20 protein-coding genes are annotated in these 23,523 nt (G+C 62.1%); 6 read left to right on the forward strand and 14 right to left on the reverse strand.

Translation table 11 applies throughout. The features are described 5' to 3' along the window. Nucleotide 1: 1 nt before the first annotated feature. Genes AC1RQ5_RS23740 through AC1RQ5_RS23765 form a run of 6 tightly spaced genes read right to left on the reverse strand, consistent with a single transcriptional unit; the run spans nucleotide 2 to nucleotide 6,896 of the window. Nucleotides 2-1,417: an AtzE family amidohydrolase gene (locus AC1RQ5_RS23740; protein WP_493202234.1), complete on the reverse strand. Its 1,416-nt coding sequence runs from the start codon at nucleotides 1,415-1,417 to the stop codon at nucleotides 2-4. Continuing rightward, nucleotides 1,407-1,586, reverse strand: coding sequence for a DUF4089 domain-containing protein (locus tag AC1RQ5_RS23745; protein ID WP_493202236.1), 180 nt, complete (start codon nucleotides 1,584-1,586; stop codon nucleotides 1,407-1,409). The genes AC1RQ5_RS23740 and AC1RQ5_RS23745 overlap by 11 nt, the downstream gene beginning before the upstream one ends. A gap of 10 nt (nucleotides 1,587-1,596) precedes the next feature. Further along, nucleotides 1,597-3,321 (reverse strand): dipeptide ABC transporter ATP-binding protein, encoded by a 1,725-nt coding sequence (locus AC1RQ5_RS23750; protein ID WP_493202238.1) that lies wholly within the window; start codon nucleotides 3,319-3,321, stop codon nucleotides 1,597-1,599. A gap of 10 nt (nucleotides 3,322-3,331) precedes the next feature. Continuing rightward, a complete protein-coding gene (locus tag AC1RQ5_RS23755; RefSeq protein ID WP_398478193.1) occupies nucleotides 3,332-4,237 on the reverse strand; it encodes an ABC transporter permease in 906 nt (301 codons plus the stop codon). Between the two features lie 9 nt (nucleotides 4,238-4,246). Then, nucleotides 4,247-5,260 (reverse strand): ABC transporter permease, encoded by a 1,014-nt coding sequence (locus AC1RQ5_RS23760; protein WP_398478191.1) that lies wholly within the window; start codon nucleotides 5,258-5,260, stop codon nucleotides 4,247-4,249. Between the two features lie 16 nt (nucleotides 5,261-5,276). After that, entirely contained in the window at nucleotides 5,277-6,896 is a 1,620-nt protein-coding gene (locus AC1RQ5_RS23765) for an ABC transporter substrate-binding protein (RefSeq protein ID WP_493202239.1), read from the reverse strand. Between the two features lie 236 nt (nucleotides 6,897-7,132). Here AC1RQ5_RS23765 and atzF point away from each other — a divergent pair, with 236 nt between their 5' ends. Further along, nucleotides 7,133-8,953: an allophanate hydrolase gene (atzF, locus tag AC1RQ5_RS23770; protein WP_493202241.1), complete on the forward strand. Its 1,821-nt coding sequence runs from the start codon at nucleotides 7,133-7,135 to the stop codon at nucleotides 8,951-8,953. Between the two features lie 80 nt (nucleotides 8,954-9,033). Here atzF and AC1RQ5_RS23775 read toward each other — a convergent pair whose 3' ends face one another. From AC1RQ5_RS23775 to AC1RQ5_RS23800, 6 genes are all read right to left on the reverse strand, one after another. Then, complete coding sequence (locus tag AC1RQ5_RS23775) at nucleotides 9,034-10,266, reverse strand: TetR/AcrR family transcriptional regulator (RefSeq protein ID WP_493202242.1); 1,233 nt, start codon at nucleotides 10,264-10,266, stop codon at nucleotides 9,034-9,036. 31 nt (nucleotides 10,267-10,297) lie between these two features. Then, nucleotides 10,298-11,392 (reverse strand): ABC transporter ATP-binding protein, encoded by a 1,095-nt coding sequence (locus tag AC1RQ5_RS23780; protein ID WP_493202244.1) that lies wholly within the window; start codon nucleotides 11,390-11,392, stop codon nucleotides 10,298-10,300. Further along, nucleotides 11,373-12,455 carry an ABC transporter ATP-binding protein gene (locus AC1RQ5_RS23785; protein WP_493202245.1) on the reverse strand — a complete coding sequence of 361 codons (1,083 nt, stop codon included), beginning with the start codon at nucleotides 12,453-12,455 and terminating at the stop codon, nucleotides 11,373-11,375. The genes AC1RQ5_RS23780 and AC1RQ5_RS23785 overlap by 20 nt, the downstream gene beginning before the upstream one ends. Before the next feature lie 93 nt (nucleotides 12,456-12,548). Continuing rightward, entirely contained in the window at nucleotides 12,549-14,351 is a 1,803-nt protein-coding gene (locus tag AC1RQ5_RS23790; protein ID WP_493202247.1) for an ABC transporter substrate-binding protein, read from the reverse strand. Further along, nucleotides 14,338-15,234, reverse strand: a complete 897-nt coding sequence (locus tag AC1RQ5_RS23795; protein WP_493202249.1) for an ABC transporter permease — start codon at nucleotides 15,232-15,234, stop codon at nucleotides 14,338-14,340. The genes AC1RQ5_RS23790 and AC1RQ5_RS23795 overlap by 14 nt, the downstream gene beginning before the upstream one ends. Next, nucleotides 15,234-16,187 carry an ABC transporter permease gene (locus AC1RQ5_RS23800; protein ID WP_493202251.1) on the reverse strand — a complete coding sequence of 318 codons (954 nt, stop codon included), beginning with the start codon at nucleotides 16,185-16,187 and terminating at the stop codon, nucleotides 15,234-15,236. The genes AC1RQ5_RS23795 and AC1RQ5_RS23800 overlap by 1 nt, the downstream gene beginning before the upstream one ends. A gap of 461 nt (nucleotides 16,188-16,648) precedes the next feature. Here AC1RQ5_RS23800 and AC1RQ5_RS23805 point away from each other — a divergent pair, with 461 nt between their 5' ends. After that, nucleotides 16,649-17,920, forward strand: a complete 1,272-nt coding sequence (locus AC1RQ5_RS23805) for an acyl-CoA dehydrogenase family protein (protein ID WP_493202253.1) — start codon at nucleotides 16,649-16,651, stop codon at nucleotides 17,918-17,920. A gap of 59 nt (nucleotides 17,921-17,979) precedes the next feature. On the opposite strand, the gene AC1RQ5_RS23810 is transcribed toward AC1RQ5_RS23805, so the two are convergent. Both AC1RQ5_RS23810 and AC1RQ5_RS23815 read right to left on the reverse strand, forming a co-directional pair. Continuing rightward, nucleotides 17,980-18,930, reverse strand: coding sequence for a polysaccharide deacetylase family protein (locus AC1RQ5_RS23810; RefSeq protein WP_493202255.1), 951 nt, complete (start codon nucleotides 18,928-18,930; stop codon nucleotides 17,980-17,982). Beyond that, nucleotides 18,909-20,069, reverse strand: a complete 1,161-nt coding sequence (locus AC1RQ5_RS23815) for an FAD-dependent oxidoreductase (RefSeq protein WP_493202257.1) — start codon at nucleotides 20,067-20,069, stop codon at nucleotides 18,909-18,911. Before AC1RQ5_RS23815 ends, AC1RQ5_RS23810 begins: the two co-directional genes overlap by 22 nt. Nucleotides 20,070-20,362: 293 nt before the next feature. Here AC1RQ5_RS23815 and AC1RQ5_RS23820 point away from each other — a divergent pair, with 293 nt between their 5' ends. The 4 genes from AC1RQ5_RS23820 to AC1RQ5_RS23835 are packed head-to-tail and all read left to right on the forward strand — an operon-like array spanning nucleotide 20,363 to nucleotide 23,485. Continuing rightward, complete coding sequence (locus AC1RQ5_RS23820) at nucleotides 20,363-21,331, forward strand: ABC transporter substrate-binding protein (RefSeq protein WP_398478168.1); 969 nt, start codon at nucleotides 20,363-20,365, stop codon at nucleotides 21,329-21,331. Next, on the forward strand, nucleotides 21,331-22,152 hold the full coding sequence (locus AC1RQ5_RS23825; RefSeq protein ID WP_493202258.1) for an ABC transporter ATP-binding protein: 822 nt from the start codon (nucleotides 21,331-21,333) through the stop codon (nucleotides 22,150-22,152). Before AC1RQ5_RS23820 ends, AC1RQ5_RS23825 begins: the two co-directional genes overlap by 1 nt. Nucleotides 22,153-22,154: 2 nt before the next feature. After that, nucleotides 22,155-22,907: an ABC transporter permease gene (locus tag AC1RQ5_RS23830; protein ID WP_493202260.1), complete on the forward strand. Its 753-nt coding sequence runs from the start codon at nucleotides 22,155-22,157 to the stop codon at nucleotides 22,905-22,907. 2 nt (nucleotides 22,908-22,909) lie between these two features. After that, the gene (locus AC1RQ5_RS23835) at nucleotides 22,910-23,485 is read left to right on the forward strand and encodes a MarR family winged helix-turn-helix transcriptional regulator (protein WP_493202261.1); all 576 of its coding nucleotides are present in this window, start codon (nucleotides 22,910-22,912) and stop codon (nucleotides 23,483-23,485) included. Nucleotides 23,486-23,523 lie beyond the last annotated feature (38 nt).

Here is a 23,523-nt window from a genome sequence, read left to right on the forward strand (position 1 = left end):
CTCAAAATCCTTTTGCACGCGGCGCGACAGCAACGCCCGCCTGCTGCAGATGATAGGCGACGCGCAGCGCGATGTCTTCCCGCCAGGGTGCAGCGATGATCTGCACGCCGACAGGCATCGGATCGAGCGGCACCGGCACCGCGACCACGGGGAGGCCAATGAAGGAAATCGGCTGGGTGTGGATGCCGATATTGGCGCGCACCGGCAGTTCGACGCCATCGAGCTCGAATGTCGCCTGCCCGATTTTGGGCGCCATGCATGGCGTGGCAGGCGCGATGATGACGTCCACCGTCTGGAAGATCTCCAGCACTTTGGCACGATACCAGCGACGAAATTTCTGCGTACGATCGACCAGAGCCGCCGGCACCATGGCGCCAGCCAGAAGGCGATCGCGCACGGCTGGATCGAAATCGCCGGCGCGATTGCGCAAGCGATCGAGATGCAATGAGGCGCCTTCGGTCGTCGATATGAGATAAGCAGCGGCCCGCGCGCGCGCGACTTCCGGCAGCTCGACGCTGGTCGTCACGCCGAGCGCCTTGGTCACGGCTGCTACGGCGGCCTGGGCCTCCGGCATCAGGTTTTTCTGGAAGTAACCGCCTGCCATGGCAATCCGTAGATCGCCAATGTCTTGCCCGATCAGCGCTGAAACCGACTCCGCCGGCCGCATGGTGCAGGCGGCATCCTCGGCATCCGGCCCTTGCATGGCGTCATAGGAGAGCGCGAGATCCTCGACATTGCGGGCGAAGGGGCCGAGATGATCCAGGCTCGCCACGAACGGAAACGAGCGCGCGCGCGACAATCGCCCGTAAGTGGGCTTCAGGCCGAAGATGCCACAGAATGACGACGGTACGCGGATCGAGCCGTTGGTGTCGGAGCCGAGCGCAATCGGCACGAGGCTTCCGCCCACGGCGCCACCCGAGCCGCCCGAGGATCCGCCGGTCATGCGCGTGATGTCGTGCGGATTGCGCGAGGCGCCGTCATGGACGTTCTCGCCGGTGAAGTCATAGGCGTATTCGCCCATGTTGAGACCGCCAACCAGCACGGCGCCCGCGGCTTCCATGCGCTCGACCAGGGTCGCATCGCGGGGGGATGCGGGACGGTCGCGATTGATCTTCGAGCCGGCGCGGGTCGGCAGGCCTTCGATATCGAACAGGTTCTTCACGGCGAAAGGCACGCCGGCCAGCGGGCCGACAGCTTCGCCTTTGGCGATCGCCGCATCGAGTGTACGCGCAGTCGCGCGTGCGCGATCGGCGGTGACGTCCGTGAACGCATTCAGCATCGGATTGTGGCGTTCAATGCGCGCCAGCGCGGCCTCGGTCACGTCAAGCGCGGAGACCTTTTGTGACGCAACGGCCCTTGCAATATCGGAGGCCGGGCGCCAGGCGCCATCAGGCGTGAGGACGGGATCAAGCGACATAGATGCTGGCCGGTTCGGATTCATCGGGAAGCGGGAATTCATCGACGAGGCGTGCCATGCGGAGCGACACTTCGAGGTTCATCTTCACCGCAGGTTTCCACGCGGGCTCGATCGGTAGCGACAGCGCCGACGCCACCGCATCGATATAGTTGTCCAGTTTATCGCTCATGGCATCCCTCTCAATGCACCGGCAACGGCGGATGCGGGATCGCCGTCAGCAGCTGCTTCGTATAGTCGTCCTGCGGATCGTCCATCACCGCATCGGTGGCGCCCTGTTCGACGATACGTCCCGCGCGCATCACGATGACACGATCACACAGCAAACGCACCACATTCAGATCGTGGGAGACGAACAGATAGCTCATGCCCATGGACTGCTTGAGGTCCTGCAGCAGGTTGAGCACGACGGCCTGGACGGATACGTCGAGCGCCGCGGTGGGCTCGTCGAGAATGATCAGTTTTGGCTGCAAGGCGATGGCGCGGGCGATACCAACGCGCGCCTTCTGGCCGCCTGACATCTGGTGCGGAAAGCGATCCAGCAGATCGAGCGGCAACCCGACCTGCCGCGCCAGTTCCTCGCATTTGGCGCGGAGCGCATCGCTGCCCTTGATATCGCCGAGCTGCATGATCGGATCGGCGATGGCACGCGCCGCGGTGAAGCGTGGGTTGAGGCTGTCGGTCGGGTCCTGGAACACCATCTGGATGCTCTTGCGCAGCGGCAGCCGCGCAAAATTCTTCGGGACTATTTCACCGATTTCGTCGCCATCGAAGGAGATGCGGCCGGACGTCTTGTCGATCAACCGCATCACCATCATCGACGTGGTGGATTTGCCGCAGCCGGATTCACCGACAAGACCGACGCTCTCGCCGTAACCGACATTGAAACTGATGCCATCCACGGCGCGGAAGACATCCGGCTCCGGCGCGGGCTTGCGGCTGAACAGCTTTGACAGCGTCGCGGTGGCGCCCTGACGGGGGTATTCCTTGACGAGGTTGTCGATGGTGAGCAGCGGCGTGACCGAAGGCTTCACATCAACTGGCTTGATGACATTCTCTGCCTGCGCCGGCATGGCCGCACGCTCTTCAGCCGGCAGCAGATCCCGCAGCGACACGCCAAGCCGCGGCGTCGCCTGCATCAGTTTCTTCGTGTAGGCATGCTTCGGACTGGCGAAGATATCCGCCGACAGAGCGGTCTCGACCACCCGCCCCTTCTCCATCACCACCACGCGGTCGCAATAGGCAGCGGCGAGGCCGAGATCATGGGTGATCAGGATCGTGGACATGCCACGGCTCTTGGTGAGTTCGGTGACGAGATCCATCACCGCTTTCTGGGTGGTGACGTCGAGGCCGGTGGTCGGCTCGTCGGCGATCAGGAGCTGCGGATTGCAGGCCAGTGCCAGCGCGATGACCACACGCTGGCACATGCCACCGGAGAGTTCGAACGGATAGGCGTGATAGCGCTCGCGCGGCCGCGCGATCTTGACCTGCTCCAGCGCCTCGATGGCTTTCTCGGCGCGGTCCGCACTGCCGGCCTGGGCATGCTGGCGCAGCACGTCCTCGATCTGATGACCGACCTTCCGGATCGGATTGAGCGCCGCCCGCGGGTTCTGGAAGATCATCGAAACTTCGCGACCGCGCAGATCGCGCATCTGCGTCTCGCTCGCCGCCTTCACATCGACGCCGGAGAACATCACCGAACCTTCGGCGATGCTGCCGGCACGATCGAGAATGCGCATCACCGCATAGGACGTCACCGACTTGCCGGAGCCGGACTCGCCGACAATGCCGAGCGTCTCGCCCTTGGCGACGGAGATATTGACCTGCTGCACGGCCTTGACGATGCCGCGGCGGGTCGCGAATTCGACGGTGAGATCTTGGACGTCGAGCAATGGTTGGGCTGTCATCCGATGCTCCTCACGTCCGTCGCTGCGGATCGACGATATCGCGCAGACCGTCACCGAGCAGATTGAAACAGAACACGGCGATCATCAGCGCAAGGCCTGGAAACAGTGCGATCCACCATTCGCCGGACACCATAAAGGACGCCCCTTCAGCAACCATGATGCCCCATTCCGGCGTCGGCGGGCGCACGCCCATTCCGATAAAGGACAAGCCGGCGGCATTAAGGATCGCATAGCCCATGGTCAGCGACATCTGCACGATCATGATCGGCATGATGTTGGGCAGGATATGCACCAACAAAATCCGCATCTCGCTATTGCCCGACAGCCGCGCTGCCTGCACGAAACCCGCCTCACGGCGGATATTCGCTTCCGCGCGGGCCACGCGCGCATAAAGCGGGAAGTTCACGATCGCCGTGGCGATGATGATGTTCTGTACGGTGTTGCCGAGGGCGGCGACAATGCCCATGGCCAGCACGAAGAGCGGGAACGCCATGATCGTATCGGCGACGCGCCCGACAATGCGATCTGTCCAGCCGCCGAAATATCCGGCCGCGATCCCGGCCAATCCGCCCATGGCGAAGACGAGCGCAACGGAAGCGACAGCGATGAAGAGATCGAGGCGGGTCGCAACGACGACGCGGCTAAAGATGTCGCGGCCGAGTTGATCGGTGCCGAACCAGTTGGCCGCAGATGGCGGTTTCAGCGCCTGCATCGTGTTGCTGGCGAGAGGATCGTGCGGAACGATGTACGGACCGAACACCGCGGCGAAAACGATGACAATCAGCAGACCGAACGCAAAAGCGGTGACGCGGTTCTCGCCGAGGATATAGCGGGTGTGCTGCAGCGTCGCGACAAGGCTCGATGTCCGACGCGGCGTTGCCGGCGTTTCAGCTGCAATGGGCGTGATTGCGTTCATGATCTCACCTCACCCTTCCATCCGCACGCGCGGGTCGATGATGCCGTACAGAATGTCGATCACGAGATTGATCAGCACATACATGATGGCCATGGTCAGCACAAAACCCTGCACGGGCGCGAAATCCGATGCGATCAGCGCTTCGACGGCGTAGGAGCCGATGCCGGGCCAGGCGAACACCTTCTCCACCAGCACATTGGCGCCGAGCAGGAAGGAGAAGGTCATCGACAGCGTGGTAATGACCGGCAGCATGGCGTTGCGGAATGCGTAAGTCACGATCACGATGCGCGGTGACAGGCCGCTGGCGCGGGCCGTGCGCACAAAATCCGAGGCGAGGATCGCCAGCATCGAGGCGCGCGTCATGCGCGCGATCGGCGCCAGTGAGAAAATCGCAAGCGTCGCCGTCGGCAGGATCAACTGGCTCAGCGCCGAACGAAACGCCTCCCAATCGCGGGCAATGACGCTGTCGATGAGATAAAAGCCCGTTACCGCGGGCGGCGCACTGGCAAAGACGTCGAGCCGCCCGAGCGGCGCCGGCGCCCAGCCGAGCTTGAAATAGAAAACATAGACCAGCACGAGGCCGGTGAAGAATACGGGCAGCGACACGCCGGCCGTGGTGGTGACCCGGCAGAGGTGATCGATCCACGAGCCGGGCTTGGTCGCCGCGAGAATGCCGAGCGGGATGGCGATGACAACCGAGATCAGAAGCCCGAACAAAGTGAGCTCTGCAGAGGCCGGCAGACGATTGCGGAGTTCGGTCGCCACCGGCTGGCCGGTGGTGAGCGAATTGCCGAAATCGCCTTTTGCAAGATCGGCCGTGTAGCGGAAGAACTGCTCGATCAGCGGCTTGTCGAGACCGAGCTGTTTCCTGATGTCCTCGATCACCTGCTTGTCGGCAGCGGGGCCCGCGAAATAGGCCGCGGGATCGCCAGGCAATGCGCGCGTCAGCAGAAACGTGACGATCACCACCCCGATCAGTGACGGGATGGCGAACAGCAGACGCTTGCCGATGAGTGCGAGCATGACGATCCCCCGACGCTTACGCCTTGACCATCGCGCGATAGTCGAGGCGACGATGGAACCAGTACTGGAAGCCCGACACGTTCTTCTGCATCGCGACGTTCAGATAGGGCTGATACAGTGGGATGCGCGGGATATCGGTGAAAGCGAGATCGACGAAGCCCTTCACATCCTTGTCGTAAGTCGCCATGTCGCCGCTGGCCGCCGCGGTGCGTGCGCCCGCGATCAGCTTGTCCATCTCCGGCGACGAATAGTTCATCGTGTTGAAGATCGAATTGCCGGAGCGATAGCACCAGTAGAAGAAGTATTCGGGGTAATCGAGCCAGCCCGAGAAGATGTTGACGTAAAGCGGCAGCACTTTCTTGTTCAGCTCGGTGCGCCAGTTGGCACCTGGGATCTTGTTGATGGTGGCGCGGATGCCGATCTGGGCGAGCGCTTCCTGGATGAGAATGCACATCGGCTCATTGACACCGGCGAAGCCGAGGTCGAAGGACAGCGTGGTGTCGAAGCCGGCAGAGAGGCCCGCTTCCGCCATCAGCGCCTTCGCCTTGACGATGTCGGTGTTGTACTTGGTCGCCTGCGGCCACTTCGCCTCGGTCGGCGCGCTGGCGGCGGCGCCGAACATCGGATTGGCCAGGCCGAACATCACGGCGTCGATGATCTTCTGATACGGGATCGCCAATGCAACGGCTTCGCGCACCTTCGGATTATTGAACGGCGGCTGCGACACATTCATGCCGAGATACTGGATGCCGTTGCTGATCGGCACCGAGGTGACGTTGAGCTTGCCGGCCTTCTTCATCTCGGCAAAGTCCTGGTTCGGCAATTCATACGAGATGTCTGCGTCGCCACGCTCGAGCAGCGCGCGGCGATTGCCGGCCTGCGGCACCATGCGCCAGATCACGCGCTTGATCTTCGGCAGGGGACCGCCGACCCAGGCGTCGTTGCGCTCCATGATGACTTCGGTGCCCGCGGTCCACTTGGTGACCTTGTAGGCGCCGGAGCCGACCGTGTTCATCTTGGTGTATTCGAGGCCCCACGGATCCTTCTCCGTGGCATTCTTCTTCACCAGTTCCGAATTGATGATGCTCGGCACGATGACGGCGAGATCGGGGATCGTCAGCTTGTCCTTGACGAGGAAGTCAACGCGCACGGTGTGGTCATCCACCACCACGAACTGTTCGGGCTTCGTCAGCGATCCCGCGCTCATCTGGAAGGTCGGGAAACCACCGACGCTGACGGAGCGATCCAGCGACCACTTCACGTCCTTCGCCGTCACCGGCGTGCCATCCTGGAATTTGGCGTTCTTCTTCAGCTTGAACGTGGCCGACATGTCGCCGATCGTCATGTCTTCGGCGAGCTCGCCCTTGAACTTGTCCTTGTCGTAATAGGTGACGCCGCCCGGCCCCTCTTTCATCTCGTGGGTGATCAGGCGGTCATAGCAATTCCAGGCGACTTCATAGCTGGGCACATTGGTGCCGACGCCCATGATGTCGAGATTGTTGGGTCCGCTCTCGGACACCACCAGCAGGGTCTCCGACCGGGCATCCGCCTTGGCGGCCGACCAGATCGCCGGACCCGACACCATGGTTCCGGCGGCGGCACCCGTCGCCGCCTTCAGAAAATCACGACGCTTCATTCTCAACTCTCCCGAGGCATGAATTTTGATTTGCAGGAACTCGCAAGGTTTGTGCCAAGCGGCAGAGCGCAGTCGGAGGGAGCTAAGTGATTGTTTTTGTTGAGTCGACCGATGCAGCGCCCAAGGCCGCCGCAGCGCAATGCATACAAAACAATACTTTTCGCCTAATTTAGTGGCAGACAAACTGAGCGCTTAGGGGTTAACCGGGAGCCAAGACCGGTGAGAAGATGCAAGGAATGAAGATGTCGGACCCGTTTCCCACGATCGCGCAACTGCACGCGGCTTATGCCGACGGGTTGTCACCCCAACAGACCGTCGCCGACGTGTATCGCCGCATTGGCGCGGTCGATGATCCCGGCATCTTCATCGCCCTGGTTTCGGAAGACGCCGCACGCGCCGCCGCCGAGGCGCTGCCGCCCTTCGATCCGGCCGCATATCCGCTCTGGGGCATCCCTTTTGCTGTGAAGGACAATATCGATGTCGGCGGGATTCCCACCACGGCCGCCTGCCCTGAATTTGCGTACACCCCGCCAGAGACGGCGTTCGCAGTTCAGAAGCTGCTCGATGCCGGCGCCATCCTGATCGGAAAGACCAATCTCGATCAGTTCGCCACCGGCCTTGTTGGCGTCCGCAGCCCCTATCCAATCCCGCGGAATTCCATCGACGCGCGTTACGTCCCCGGCGGCTCAAGTTCGGGATCAGCGGTCGCCGTCGGCCATGGGCTCGTCACCTTCGCGCTCGGCACCGATACCGCGGGCTCCGGCCGCGTGCCCGCCGCGCTCAACAATATCGTTGGTCTGAAGCCATCGCTCGGCAGCGTGTCGGCGCGCGGCATGCTGCCGGCCTGCCGGACGCTCGATACGATCTCCGTCTTTGCCGGCACGGTGGCCGATGCCGATCGCGCCTATCGCGTGATGGCCGGCTATGACGCGGAGGATGCCTATTCGCGCGCGCTGCCGGTTGCCGGCCAACCCGGGGCTTTGCCGCCGGGCTTGCGGGTCGGCGTGCCTGACGGCGGAAGCCGCCGCTTTGGCGAAGACGCGCTCTCCAAGAGCGCTTTCGACGTCGCGCTGGGCGATGTCGCATCGCTGCTACCCGGCCGCCCGTTGGCGAGCATCGACATGACGCCGATGTTCGACGTCGCGACACTGCTCTATACGGGGCCGTGGGTGGCAGAACGCTATCAGGCGCTCCGATCCTTTATCGAAGCGACGCCGCAGCATCTGCATCCCACGACCCTCAAGATTATCGGCGTCGCCAAGACGATGTCCGCCGCCGATGCCTTTGCCGGAATCTACAAACTCGCCGAATTGCGGCGGGCTGCCGATGCCATCTGGTCGCAGACCGATGTGCTCATCGTGCCGACCTATCCGCGGCCGCGCCTGGCCTCCGACCTCGCAGCCGACCCGATCGGCCCGAACAGCGAACTCGGCACCTATACGAATTTCGTCAACCTGCTCGACCTCTGCGCGCTCGCGGTGCCCGGCCGATCCCGCTCGGACGGCTTTCCGTCTGGCATCACCTTGATCGCGCCCCGCGGCAAGGATGGGTTGCTCGCAGCGCTCGGTGCCCGGCTTCACCCGTTGGGCCAGAGCAAGCTCGGAGCAACTGCGAGTCCGGTGCCGTCGTCGGAGCAAGGCACGCCGACCGCCATCGCGGGAGAGATCGAACTCGCAGTGGTCGGCGCGCATCTGTCGGGCATGCCGCTCAATCACGAACTCACCAGCCGAAACGCGCGTTTCCTGCGGGCCTGCGATACAAGGCCGGACTATCAGCTCCACGCGCTTGCCGGCGGCCCACCGGCCCGCCCCGGCCTGCTGCGGGTCGCAGAAGGCACGGGCTCGCCGATCGCAACGGAAGTGTGGGCCATCTCGGCCGAAGGATTGGGCGACTTCATGCGCGGCATACCCGCGCCACTCGGCATCGGAACCACCCGGTTGTCCGACGGCAGTTCGCCCAAGGGCTTTATCGTCGAAGCCGAAGGGCTGAGTGGCGCCAAGGATGTGTCGTCATTTGGCGGATGGCGAAACTACATCGCCAGTCTCATCGGCACATAGGCAGAGCGTCTGCCACGCAAAGCCAAACTCGCTCGTCGAGGGTAATGTCTGCCCTCGATGTCATCTCGCGCGATGATCCGTCACGCAGACGGGCACAGAATCCCCATGAACAGCGGTCGGGCGTAGAGATCCGCGACATTGCCGATGGTCGCCTCGGGCACCCAGCGTTTGATCGAGGCTGACGCATTGATCATGCCGTTCAACATCTGCGCCGCGATCGCCGGATCGACCGGCCGCACCGAACCATCCGCCACGCCATCGACGACGACGCCGGCAAAATGTTCGGATAGCCGGTTCATGATGCGAATGGTCTGCTGCGCCTCGGCCTCGGGCAATCCGCTGCGGGCGGTGATGCGCAGCAAGGGGCCATCATTCGACAACTGATACTTCAGCAGCGCGGCCGCTGCGGCACTCAGTCTCTGCCAACCGCATTCGCATGTATCAGCAGCAGCCTGGGCACGGCGGATCACATCAAAGCTTCGCTGGAAGCAGGCGAGAATGAGATCATCCTTGTTATCATTGTGATGATAGAAGGAGCCCTTCGTGACTTTAAGAGCAGCGGAAATCCGTTCGACCGATGTTCCGCGAAATCCCTCTTCATTGATCAGCCGCGTGGCGACACGCAGAAATGCGTCCGGTGAGATCTCCTCCGCCGATGACGGGCCGGTGAGCGCCGGGATTGTCGGCGGCATCCAGGCAGCATCCGCCCCGCCGAAACCGCGCAGCAGGATATCACTGGCGTGCCGACCTGCCCGGGCATAGCCGGTGACCTCATAGCGGGTGATCCAGACGCGCGTCCATTGGGTCAATGTGAACAGCAGATGCGTTCGCGCATTGCGCTCGGACCGATGGAGGCCGAGGCGGGGGTCATTCCCGATCAGTCCGCGAACGCGGCGAAACATCTGCGCATAGACGGCGGCGACATCGGCGCGCGTCGCACTCAGGGCATTCACCTCGGAGAAGTTGATGAATTGCGGCCGTGCCCCGGTCTCGACATCTGCAAGCAGGCGAAAGAAACCGGTCACAAAGTTGGTAATCCGCAACTCCGGCGTCCTGGCTTTTTCCGCGGCAGCGAGGAGCTCGTCAAACACGTCGACAGAGCGCAGCACACAGGCCAGCGCGAGATCGTCCTTCTTTCGATAATAATAGGTCACGCTGTTGGTGACGAGGCCGACGCTCTGCGCTACGTCCGCCAAAGTCGTGCCACGGATACCGCGCCGGTTGAACAGATCGGCCGCGGCATCGAGTATCGCTTCGCGCTTCTCCAGAAACCGACGGGTCTGCCCTTCGTCGATGGTCGGCATGTCACTCATGGCGATGTATGGCGACCCAGCTTGGAAACCATCACGCGATGGCGGGAACGTTTAGTTCGGCGCTACTCCTACTGCCGTGTGCAGATTGCCGCAAGACGCCACGTTTCTCGTCGCCGATCGACGGATCGTGCAGATGACAGGCGACAGCGCGCCCGTCCGCCATGTCCCGCAGCGGCGGATCGGCCTCGGCGCAGACTGTCATCGCCATGGGACAACGCGGATGGAAGCGACAGCCAGATGGGGGATTCACCACGCTTGGTGGCTCGCCAAGAATGACTTGCTGCGGCCTCAAGGCTTCAGCGGATGGGCTCGGGATGGGCACTGCCGCGAGCAGGCCCTGGGTGTAGGGATGCAGCGGCGCTTTGTAGAGTTCGTTGCGCGGCGCGACCTCGACGATGCGGCCGAGATACATCACGGCGATGCGGTGGCTGACATGGCGTACCACGGCCAGATCATGCGCGATGAAGAGATAGGACAGGCCGAGCCGTTCCTGCAGCTCCTGGAACAGATTGACCACCTGGGCCTGGATCGAGACGTCGAGCGCCGAGACCGGCTCGTCGCAGATCACCAGCGCCGGATTGAGCGCCACGGCACGTGCAATGGAGATGCGTTGACGCTGCCCACCTGAAAATTCGTGCGGATAGCGCTCCGCCATGTCGGGCCGCAATCCGACCAGTCGCAGCAGTTCCTGAATTCGGGCGCGATAGACGTCACGTTCGGTATCGACATGATGGACGATCAGCGGCTCGCCGATGATATCGCCCACCTTCATGCGCGGGTTGAGGGAGCCATAGGGGTCCTGATACACCATCTGCACACGGCGCCGGATGCCGCGCATCGCGGCCGCACTGTGGTTCGCAATGTCCTCGCCTTCGAACTCCACCTTCCCTTCGGTGATCGGCGTCATGCGCAGAACCGCGAGGCCAGTGGTGGATTTCCCGCATCCGGACTCGCCGACCAGACCCAGCGTTTCGCCCTTTCGCACCTCGAAGGACACGCCGTCCACGGCGCGAACGCTGCCGACCTGCTTGCGCACAACGACGCCCTTATATTGCGGAAAGTGGACCTTGAGCCCGCTGACCTTGAGGATGGGATCGCTTGCCGGTTCAGATACTGGCACTGGCATGTGCGCCTCCCTTGGTATCGGCGAAGCACGCCCGGAAATGCTGGCCATCGATATGTTCGAGCTCCGGCGCTTCCTGCCGGCAGCGATCACCGACGTAACGGCATCGCGTCTGGAAAGCGCAGCCCTGCGGCAGCGACGCCAGATCGGGCGGCTGTCCTTCGATCGGCACCAGACGTTGCTGGGTGTCCTGATCCAGCCGCGGGATCGAGGCCATCAGGCCCAGGGTGTAGGGATGGCTTGGATGATCATAGATCTCGTGCGCGGTGCCGCTCTCGACGATGCGGCCGGCATACATCACGCAGACGCGATCCGCATAGCGCGCGACCACGCCGAGATCGTGGGTGATGAGGACAAGCGCGGCCTTGGTCTCCCGCGTCAGGTCCTTCAGCAGCGAGAGGATCTGCGCCTGCACCGTGACATCGAGCGCGGTCGTCGGCTCGTCGGCCACGATCAGCTTCGGCTTGCAGGCGAGCGCCATGGCGATCATCGCACGCTGGCGCATGCCGCCGGAGAATTGATGCGGATAGGCAGATACCCGGCTCGCCGCATCGGGGATGCGGACGCGCTTCAGCAATTCGCCGGCCTTGGCGAGCGCCTTCTTCCAGCTCAAGCCATGATGCAGCTGCATCGGCTCGGCAATCTGCAATCCCACGGTCAGCGATGGATTGAGCGACGACATCGGCTCCTGAAAGATCATCGCGATCTCGTTGCCGCGGATCGCGCGGATCTCCTTGTCGGACATTTTCAGGAGGTCACGACCATCGAACAGGATTTCGCCCGATCTGACGCGGCTGGGCGGCGACGGAATAAGCTGCAGCAGCGACAGCGCGGTGACGCTCTTGCCGGAGCCGCTCTCGCCGACGATCGCCAGCGTCTCGCCGGGAAACACCGCGAAGGACACCTTGTCCACGGCCCGCAGCGCGCCGCGGCCGACGCCGAATTCGACGGCGAGATCGCGCACTTCGAGCAGCGGACGCGCGTTCGGCGCCGCATTGTTCTGCGCGTCGCCAACAGGCGCGGCTTTTGCCGTGATCTCGTTCGTGTCGAGGAGGAGTTCGGTCATTCGCGTCTCCGCTACGGTGGCGGCCGGGATGAGCGCCCTCACCCCGATGCCGCAACGCCTGCAGACATCGGGGCGCTGACATGGATGCGGGCGTCAGAAGCCCATCTTCTTCTTCATCTCCTGGTCGATCCAGATGCGCGCATAGATCGGACCTGGACGCACAGCACCGGCACGCAGCTCGCCCGCATAATTCTTCACCCACGGCCACCAGGCCGTGTAGATGTAGGGCGTCGGCAGCCAGATATACGGAGCCTTGTCGAGGATCTCGATCGTCATCTCCTTGAGCATGGTCTTACGCTTGGTCTCGTCGCGCTCCTGATAGGCCGCGTCCATCTTCTTGTCGAAAGCAGGATCCGCATATTGCGACGGATTCCAGGTCTGGGCCGTGACGAAGCTCTTGCGGATCGTCGTGGTCGGATTGGTGTGGCCGTTGTTCATCATATAGCCGGCCGCATTGGTCTTCGACGTCATGGCCGACAGGAACGCGCCATATTCCATCGGCTGGATCTCGATCTTGACGCCGACCTGTTCGAGATAGGCGCCGATCAACGGCAGCAGATCCTGATGATCCGGCTGGCAGGTGCAGACCTGGACCTTGAAGCTGAAGCCTTTCGGCACGCCGGCTTCCGCCAGGAGTTTCTTGGCCTTGTCGGGATTGTAGGTGAACAGCTCCTTCACCGAGGCCGGCATCGCTTCGAGCGGCTCGTAATAGCCGTCATAGTCGGGATGCTGTGGATAGGAGAACAGTTCGGCATGGCCGTTGTAATAGGCCTTGACGATCTCCTGCTTGTTGACGGCCAGATTGAGCGCGCGGCGGACGCGAATATCATCGAACGGTTTTGTGTCGATACGCATTGCCACGAACTGACCATTCATCGACAGCCACTTCGACCATTTGAGCTGCGGCACGCTCTTCTTGAGCTCCTCCATATCGCTCCAACGTATCGGCTCGGCGATATCGAGCTTGCCGGTGCGAAGCGCCGTGGTCACCGTCGCCTCGTCCTTAATGTTGCGATAGACGACCTTGTCGACGAAAGGCAGCTTGAATTCCTCGCCGCCGATCTTTTCCTTGTCCCAATAGATCGGGTTCTTGGAATAGGTGTTCTGATTGCCTTGAATATGGTCGGTCAGCATGAACGGACCGGTGCCGTTCAGGTTCTTCCAGTTGCCCGCGCCGGCATCAGCGACCTCTTTCGGATAGATGCCAGAATAATAACCCCAGCCGAAGCGGTAGTCCCATTCGGCATTGAAGGATTTCAGCGTGAAGACGACCGTGTGCTTGTCGGTGGCCTCGACCTTCTCGATGTGATCGAAATAGGTCGCGATCTTCTTCGGACTCTTGTCGAGGCGCGTATAGCTGAATACGACGTCGTCGGCGACCAGTTCGCGCGACGCCATCACGCCGGGCTTTTCCGGGAACATCATGCCCTTGCGCAGCTTGACCTCGATCCGGAGCGGATTTTCCTTCATCTCCCAGCTCTCGGCGAGTTCGCCGCGGACCGCGTCTGAAGGAATCCAGGCGTCCGCATAATATGGGTATTTGCCGCCATTGCGCTTGGACTTCGACAGGTCGGCCGAGAACAGCTGCTCGTAGAACTGACCCGTGTCGTGATTGATCTTCCAGTTCCAGTCAGCGGGATCCCATGTCAGCACGTTCAGCGCACGGTTGACCGTGGCCACCTGAAGCGTACCGCCATATTGCGGTTTCTCATCGGCTTGCGCCGCCGACGAGACGCCGAATGCGAGTGCGGCCGTCATCGCGGTCGCGAGCAGTCGCGCCTTCAACGTGTGCTTCACTGGACTTCCCCTCATCGTCACCTCCCTTGTGTTGATCACCGCGACCTTGTCGATCGTCGGTGCCTTTTCGTTCTGGATCGCGAAGCTAGCGCGAGCCACGCATGCGCGGATCAAGCAGATCCCGCAATGCGTCACCGAAAACATTGGTGGCATAGACCACGACCGTCAGGCACAGGCCCGGCGCCAGCGCCAGCCACGGCCCCTGCAGCATGTAGGTGCGGCCACTGCCGGACAGCATGCCGCCCCAGGTCGGTGCTGGCGGCGGCACGCCGAGGCCGAGAAATGACAGGCCGGATTCCGCAAGGATGACGAAGCCGACACGCGTCGTGAACAGGATGATGATCGGCGGCATCACATTGGGCAGGACGTGGCGGATCAGAATGCGCGGCAGCGTGGCCCCCATCGACTGCGCCGCATTCACATACATGTTCTCGCGCACCGAAATGGTGGCACCGCGAATGATGCGCGAGCCGTTGATGCCGAGCAGAAGGCCAAGAATGAAGATGATGGGCACCAGGCCGGGACCAACCACCGACACGACCACGATCAGCACGACCAGGTCCGGGAAGCTCATCCATGCATCGACCAGCCGTTGCGTGATCATGTCGAAGCGCCCGCCGAGATAGCCGGAGAGAATCCCGACCACGACGGAAATGATGGTGGCGATGCCGGCTGCGCAGAACCCGATAATGACGGAGAGCTGCGCACCATAGAGACAGCGCGACAGCACATCGCGGCCGAGATTGTCGGTTCCGAACGGAAACTGCCACGATGGCGGCTTCATCCGGTTCAGCGGGCTGATCTGGTTATAGCCATAAGGCGCGAGGAAATCCGCGAACAAGCCGCAAAACAGGAACAGCAGGAACACGACGGCGCCGGCGGCACCGAGCGGCTTTTCGCGGAACAGCCGTCCGATAAAGGCCATGGCGGGCGAGCGCCGACGCGGCGGCTTGGCGATGGAGGTCTCGACTGCGATCGTCATCAGCGATACCTCACTTTGGGATCGAGCAGGCCGTAGCTGAGATCGACGATCAGGTTGATCATCATCACGGCCAGACCGACCACCAGAAACACGCCGGCGACGATCGGATAATCGCGCTGCGTGACGCCTTCGAGCAGCAGCATGCCCATGCCGGGAATGACAAAAATCTGCTCGATGATGACGGCGCCGCCGATCACCAGCGGCGCCTGGATGCCGACAAGCGTGACGACAGGAATCAACGCATTGCGCAGCGCATGCCGTGTCACGATGGTGCGCTCATTGAGGCCTTTGGCCCAGCCGGTGCGGATGTAATCCTGGCGCAGCACTTCGAGCATCATGGTGCGCGTCATGCGCATCGTGATGGCCGACAGCGACATGCCGAGAATGAGCGCCGGCAGCAACATATGCTGGAGCGCGCCGATCGGATCCTTCGTGAACGGGATGTAGTTCAGGTCGGGTGACCACCCCCACCAGATGGCCGGGAACACCATCACCATGGTGCCGGTCCAGAACGCCGGCACCGCCAGCATCAGGATCGAGACCGACCGCATGAGATAATCGCCGGCCGTATCCTGGCGCAGCGCCGAATAGACGCCGATCGGGATCGCAATGATGAGGCCGATCAGAATAGCGAGAAAGCCGAGGCCGAATGTCACTGGCAGACGGCTGAGAATCTGGTCGAGCACCGGTGTGTTGTGCCACAGCGACTGGCCGAGATCGCCGCGCAAAACCCCGCCGATCCAGAGGAAATACTGGACATAGATCGGCTTGTTCAGACCCAGCGCCTCTTCGAGCTGGGCGCGATCCTTGGCGCTGGCCGAGATGTCGTTCTGCGACATCATCAGATCGATCACATCGCCAGGTACGAGGCGCAGTGTGACGAAAACGATCAGGCTGGCGAAGAAGATCGTCGGGATCAGTGCAAGCAAGCGACGGGCTGCATAAGCACGCATCAGCTCTTTGCCTCCGGATTGCGGGAGGAGCAACACGCAGCGCATTTCGTGTGTTGGAATTGGAAAACAGCGCCGTCCAGGCGCTCGCGCCGACCAAACAACGGTCTGCACATCGCACATACCGGACCTTCTAACAGGTTCCAAATTCCCATTAGAGTCATGTCTCCACCCTTCTGAAGCTTGTAGATGCGAACATCCCGCTTCTTGATGCTAACATTCTAGCGCTTCGAAAATTCGAATGTAAACTGCGACCAATGTGCATCATCATGTGTGCAGCGCAACGTTGCGGCTGTTGCATGCACAAATGGCTTGGGTCGATCCGCAGCGCATGCCATCGTGTGACGGCGCACGCGTTGCTCACATGGGCGAAGACAGCGACACGCCTTCGCGTCTATAACGGACGCATAGCCATCCAGACGAGATGGCCAACAATGATGACAAGAAACGGGAGAACGACGACCATGAAAGTTGCATATACCCCTCGCCAGACGCCCTATACGCTTGCGCCCGAAGACGCGCTCAATGATCTGCGCATGTCGGAGCAATCGCGTCCGCTCTATGATCACGTGCGGAAATTCATCGCGAGCACCGTCGAGCCGATGTCGGTGGAATTCTATCGCGCGGGAGAAAAGAAGACCGATCGCTGGTCGTTCACGCCCGAGCAGCTCGAGATCCTCGGCAAGGCCAAGAACAAGGCGCGTGAGGAAGGTCTCTGGAACTTCTTCCTGCCCGACGCCGAAACCGGCGAAGGCCTCAACAATCTCGATTACGCCTATATCGCTGCCGAACTCGGCAAGAGCCCGCTCGCGTCCGAGACGATGAACTGTTCGGCGCCGGATACCGGCAATATGGAAGTCATCGAGCGCGTCGGGACCAAGGAGCAGAAGGAGAAGTGGCTGAAGCCGCTGCTCGCTGGCGAGATTCGCTCGGCCTATGCGATGACGGAGCCGAATGTCGCCTCGTCAGACGCCAAGAACGTGTCCACTTCCGCCAAGCTTGTCGGCGACGAGTGGGTGATCAATGGCGAGAAGTATTATATCTCTGGGCTCGGCGACCCCCGCTGCAAGATAATGATCGTGATGGTCAAGACCAATCCCGATGCAGCGCCCAGCAAGCAGCAGTCGCAGATCCTGGTGCCCGTCGACACCCCCGGCGTCGAGGTGCTCGGCCCGATGCATGTGTTCGGGCACGACCACGCTCCGCGCGGCCACATGCATATGCGCTTCAATAATGTGCGCGTACCGAAGGAGAATATCCTGCTCGGCGAAGGCCGCGGCTTCGAGATCTCGCAGCTCCGTCTCGGCCCCGGCCGCATCCATCACTGCATGCGCACGATCGGCAAGGCCGAGAAGGCGCTCGACATGATGGTTGCGCGCGGCCTCACGCGTGAGGCTTTCGGCAAGAAGATCGCGCATCTCGGCGGCAATCTGCAGATCATCGCGCAGGCACGCTGCGAGATCGAGGCGATGCGGCTGATGGTCCTGAAAGCCGCCAAGGCCATGGACGTGCTCGGCAACAAGGAGGCGCGCATCTGGGTCAGCATGGTCAAGGCCATGGTGCCGGAGCGCGCGGCCAAGATCATCGACCAGTCGATCCAGATGCATGGCGCCACCGGCATCTCGCACTGGACGCCGCTCGCCGAAATGTACACCGACGTGCGTCATCTGCGATTTGCAGATGGTCCGGATGAAGTGCACTGGATGGTCGTGGGCCGCCACGAACTGACGCTGTAATCGGCGCGCAATCCGCGTGGCCGCTCCAATGCCCACAAGGCCTTGGAGCGGCTCGCACGCTACAGATTTGGTGGGAAGTTCGCTCGCCAGTGCTGCGCGATATCGATGCCGCGTGCGAACCACACGCCCTCATGCGCACTCATATGTTCAAGCATCCTGATTAGCCCGCCGACGCGGCCCGGACGACCGATCAGGCGGTCGTGCAGACCGATCGACAGCAGCTTTGGCGCACCGGCCTGACCTTCCGCATAGAGCACGTCGAAGGCATCTCGCATGTAAGTGAAGAACTGTTCGCCGGTGGAGAAGCCCGCATTCTCGTTGAAGCGGTTGTCGTTGGATTCGTATGAATACGGCACCACGAGAAACGGACCATGCTCCGTCGTCACCCAATACGGCAATTCGTCGGCAAGCGAGTCGCGGTCATAAAGAAAGCCGCCCTCTTCCGCGAGCAGGCGCCGTGTGTTCGGACCCGGACGCCCTGTCATCCAGCCGAGCGGCCGACTGCCGGTGAGATCGGTCAGGATGTCGATGGCCTTGCGAATATGAGCCCGCTCGGTCGCCTCGTCCACGTGGCAATAATCGATCCAGCGATAGCCGTGGCTGACCATCTCGTGGCCGCGCGCGACACAGGCTTTTGCCAGTTCGGGATTCTGCTCCATCGCCCGCGCGACGCCGAGAATGCTGACCGGCACCTTGAAGCGATCCAGCACATCGAGGACGCGCCAGGCGCCGCGGCGGCTGCCATATTCGAACACGGACTCCACCAGCGGCACGCGCACGCCTTCTTTCGTTGGCACACCGATATCGTTCAGCATGCCTTCGGACACCGCATCGCCATTGGCCAGCGTGGATTCACCGCCGCCTTCGATATTCAGGCTGATGCTGACCGCGATCTTTGCGCCATTCGGCCATTTCGGATCAGGCGAATCCGCGCCATAACCAACGAGGTCACGGGTGATCATCGCATCCGGCCGGATATCGCCGGGCTTCATCGCTGCAAATTCGGACATAGGGCCTCCGGAATGGCGCGGTCGAGCGGAACGGTGCAGGCATCATAGCCGAAGAACCAGTCGGTTTCGGTCGGACCGTGCATCCACGAATTGGCGATGGAGATCTGCTGGATATCGGCAATGCGCGGGATGCGGATCATCGTATAATGCGCGAAGGCCGTGGCGGGATCGGCAAATTCGGCGATGCAGCGGCTGAGGATCGCCGCATCCTCGATCGCCGCCGAGCCGCCGGCCGCCATGAACGGACGCACCGCGTGGCAGGCATCGCCCATCAGCACCACGCGCCCTTTGTGCCATGTGTCGTTGCGCGGTCGGTCGAAGATCGGCCACACAGTCACGTCCTCGGCGGCTTCCACGGCGCGCTTCAGATCGGGATGTGCGCTATCGAAGGCCGCGATAAATTCATCGCGGTCGCCCCTCACCGGCGAGCCGTCGCCGTCCCAGCGATCCTTCGGCAGCGCAGCCATGACATAGACCTCCTGGCGGTCGGGCGTCATGTAATAGGCCAGCGTGTGCCGGTCCGGCGCCCACCACTTGGTGCAGTCGTCGATGGGGTCACCCTTGATGCGGCTGGCCGGGAACACCGCGCGCGGTGCAGAACGCCCGATGAAGCGCGGCTCTTCCGCACCAAGGATGAATTCACGCGTGATCGAGCGAATGCCGTCAGCGCCTATGGCGATATCGGCTTCAGCGCTCGCACCATTGTCGAAACGCAATGTGAGCGCATCGCCGCGCTCCTCAATGCCGGCCAGCTTGTGGCCGAAGCGGATAGTGCCCGGCGTGAGAGGCCGCTGCAGCAGTTGATGCAGATCGGCGCGGTGGATGTTGACGAAAGGACCACCGAAGCGCGCTTCGCATTCGGCGTCAAAATCGAGCTTGTAGAGTTGCTCGCCCGTATCCCAGGCGCGGCTGATGAATGCATCGGGCCGGATACCGGTGGAGGCGAAGGCGTCTTCGAGATCGAGGCGACGCAGCACCTTGGAGACATTGGCGCCCAGAATGATGCCGGCGCCGATGCGCGAAAAACTCGGCGACTGCTCATAAACCGCCACCGCAAATCCGGCACGCTGCAGCAGGCCCGCTGCCGTCAGACCGGCAAGCCCTGCGCCGAGAACGGCGATCCGTGTTCCACGATCCATTTGTCACCTCGTCGCAAGCGGCGCCAAAGACAAACAGCACCGATCATTCGATATCGAATAATTTCGCTTAGAACGAGCTTCCGACGACTGTCAAGCAATGCTGTTTCGCGCCCGCGGAACGAGCGATATGCGCGTAATTTGCGCGAATTAGAAGTGGCCGTGATGCGATTTTAAGCAGCCGTGCGGTTGATCTCCATCAAGGCAAAATCTAGTTTTCATTCGATTGCGAACAAATCGATGCACCATCCCTGCATTGGTTGCCGGCCTCCTCTCCTGCCATCGAAGGTCTGACCATGAAATTCCGCGCTCGCCTCACCGCCGCTCTGCTTGCGACCCTGGCTACGGCCGGCGTCTCCACCGCACAGGCGGCAGACATCAATTTCATCACCGATTTCGGCTTCAACGGCCGCCACTCGTATTTCTACGTTGCCCGCGAGAAGGGCTACTACAAGGCCGAAGGCTTTGACGTGAATTTTGTGCGCGGCCAGGGCTCGGCTGACGCGATCAAGAAGGTCGCGGCCGGCGTTGCCACCTTCGGCTTTGCCGATGCCGGCTCGCTGGTGCTGGCGCGCGGCAATGACGGCGTGCCGGTGAAGCTGGTGTCGGTGGTCTATGCGAAGCCGCCGCAGGCGATCTTCGCCGTGAAGGGCAGCGGCATCAATTCGCCGAAGGATCTCGAAGGCAAGACTGTCGCCGATACCGCATCGAGCTCGGTGCGGCTCCTGTTCCCGGCCTTCGCCAAGGCAGCCGGCATCGATGCCAGCAAGGTGAAGTGGGTGGTGGCCGAAGGCTCGGCACTGCCATCGCTGCTCGCCAATGGGCGCGCCGACGCGATCTGCCAGTTCTCGGTAGGCGAGCCGCTGATCGCAGCTGCCGTGGCACCAAAGGAAGTGGTGCGTATCAACTATGCCGACTCCAACCTCGATTATTACGGCAACGGCCTGATCGCTTCGGAAGAGATGATCGCGAAGAATCCAGATCAGGTGAAGGCTTTCGTCCGCGCGACCATCAAGGGCATGAAGGACGCTTTCGCCAATCCGGCCGAAGCGGCCACCATCATGGCAAAATATGAGAAGGCGCTCGCGCCCGCGGTCATCGAAGGCGAAACCAAGCTCGTGAAGGAACTTGCTGAAGTCAAAGGCGCGCTCGGCCAAATTGAACCGAAGAGCATCGCCAGCACCGTCGATGTGATGACGGCCACCTTCTCGTTGAAGACGCCGGTGAAGCCGGAAGATCTCTACGCACCGGGCTTTGTCAACTGATGACGGCGACCACCGCACTCAACACTGCACCGTCGCGGCCCGCCGCGGCGGTGGTTCCGGCCATCGAGATCAAAGGCGTCACCAAGACCTATCCCGGCCGCGACGGCAAAGCCACGCATGCGCTGGGACCGGTGGACCTGCGCATCGATCCCGGCAGTTTCGTCTCGGTGGTGGGTCCATCCGGCTGCGGCAAGTCCACACTGTTGCGCCTCGTCGCCGGTCTGGAAATGCCGGATAGCGGCACCATGCAGCGATATGGCACTGATCTCGACGGTCCCTCGCACGAAGTCGGTATCGTGTTTCAGGAACACGTGCTGTTTCCATGGGCGAGCATTCTCGACAACGTCCTGCTTCCCGCCGATGTGCTGGCGCTGCCGAAGGCAGCCGCGCGCGAGCGTGCGCTCAAACTGCTCGAACTCACCGGTCTCAAGGATTTCGCCCATCAGCGCCCGCAAGCACTCTCCGGCGGCATGAAACAGCGCGCCGCATTCTGCCGCGCCATGATTTCGGATCCGCGCCTGCTGCTGCTCGACGAGCCCTTTGGCGCACTCGACGCGCTGACGCGCGAAGAATTGTCGCTGGAATTGTCGCGGCTGTGGCAAGAACTTGGCCGCGCTGCATTGCTGATCACCCATGACATCGAGGAAGCGATCCTGCTCGGCGACCGTGTGCTGATCATGTCGGAACGCCCCGGCACCATCCGCGCCGATATCACCATTGATCTGCCACGTCCGCGCAATGCCGATACGGTGAAACTGCCGCGTTTCCAGGAGATCAAGAACCAGATCCGCGACATCATCTTCAACCGGACGGGAGGCTAACCATGACTGCATCACGCTTCATCGACCGCGCCGCCACGCCGCTGATCTATCTTGGCCTGTTGATCGGCTGGGAACTGATCTGCGACGCGCTGAAAGTCCCGACCTGGATTCTTCCGGCACCTTCGGAAATCTATCATTCGGCGGTGAAATGGGCGCCTGAACTCGCATCGAACACCATCGTGACACTCCGCGAGACCGTGCTCGGCTTCGTGTTTGCGATCGCCTTGTCGCTGCCGCTGGCGATCCTGATCAGCCTCAATCGGCTGGCCCGCCGGATCATCTATCCGATCCTGCTCGGACTGCAGTCCGTGCCGAAAGTCGCCGTGGCGCCGCTGATCATCCTATGGTTCGGCCTGGCCGAATGGCCCAAGATCATCGTCGTCGTGCTGGTCTGCTTCTTTCCGATTCTCGTCAACATGGTCGCCGGCTTCGAGGCAGCACCGAAAACCATGCTTGATCTCATGCGTTCGCTCGGCGCTTCGCCACATGTCGTATTTCGCCGCCTGCGCCTGCCTGTGGCGCTGCCGTACTTCTTCACCGGCTGCAAAGTGGCCGTGACCTTTGCCGTGATCGGCGCTGTCATCAGCGAATTCGTCGCGGCACAGGACGGGCTCGGCTATCTCATTCTCACCTCCACCGCACAATCGCAGACCCCGCTTGCTTTCGCGGCCATCGCACTTCTCACCGTGCTGAGCATTGCGCTTTTCCACGGCATAGAGTTTATCGAGCAGCGCGTGATCGATTGGACGCCTTGAGCATGACGGACGGGACTTCCAGCAAAAAACCGGCGGGGCGACGCAGCACCAAGGGTGCCGCACTTCGCGAGCAGGTCGATGCCATCTTCTCGCAATGGCAGGCAGAGCGGCCCGACATCGATACGAGCCCGGTGCATGTCTATGGCCTGATCGGCCGCATCCAGATGCAATGCACCGCCTTCATCGACGAAGTGCTGAAGCCATTCGAACTCACCCGCGGCACCTATGACGTGCTGACCGCCCTGCGCCGTGCCGGTGCGCCCTACAGCCTGTCGCCGAAGCAGATCGCACAATCGCTTCTGCTCAGCGGCGCCGGGCTGACCAGCCGTCTCAACAAGCTGGAAGCGCAGAACTACCTGGCCCGTCTTCCCGAACCGAACGATCGCCGCACGCTCCGCGTCCAGCTCACCGCTGCCGGCGAGGCCGTCATCAACGAAGCCATCCCGCTGGTTTTCGACGTGCAACGCAGCCGGCTGCTCCCGCTCGGATCGGATGGGCAGCAGCGACTGGTACATGAATTGACGCGCTTCGCCGAAGCCATCGAGACCTGGCCGGCAAAAGCGCGTAACGACGGCTGATCGCATCCACTCTCACATTGAAAAAAGCTCCGAGGCAA

The organism is Tardiphaga sp. GW821-FHT12E02 (assembly GCF_058807155.1).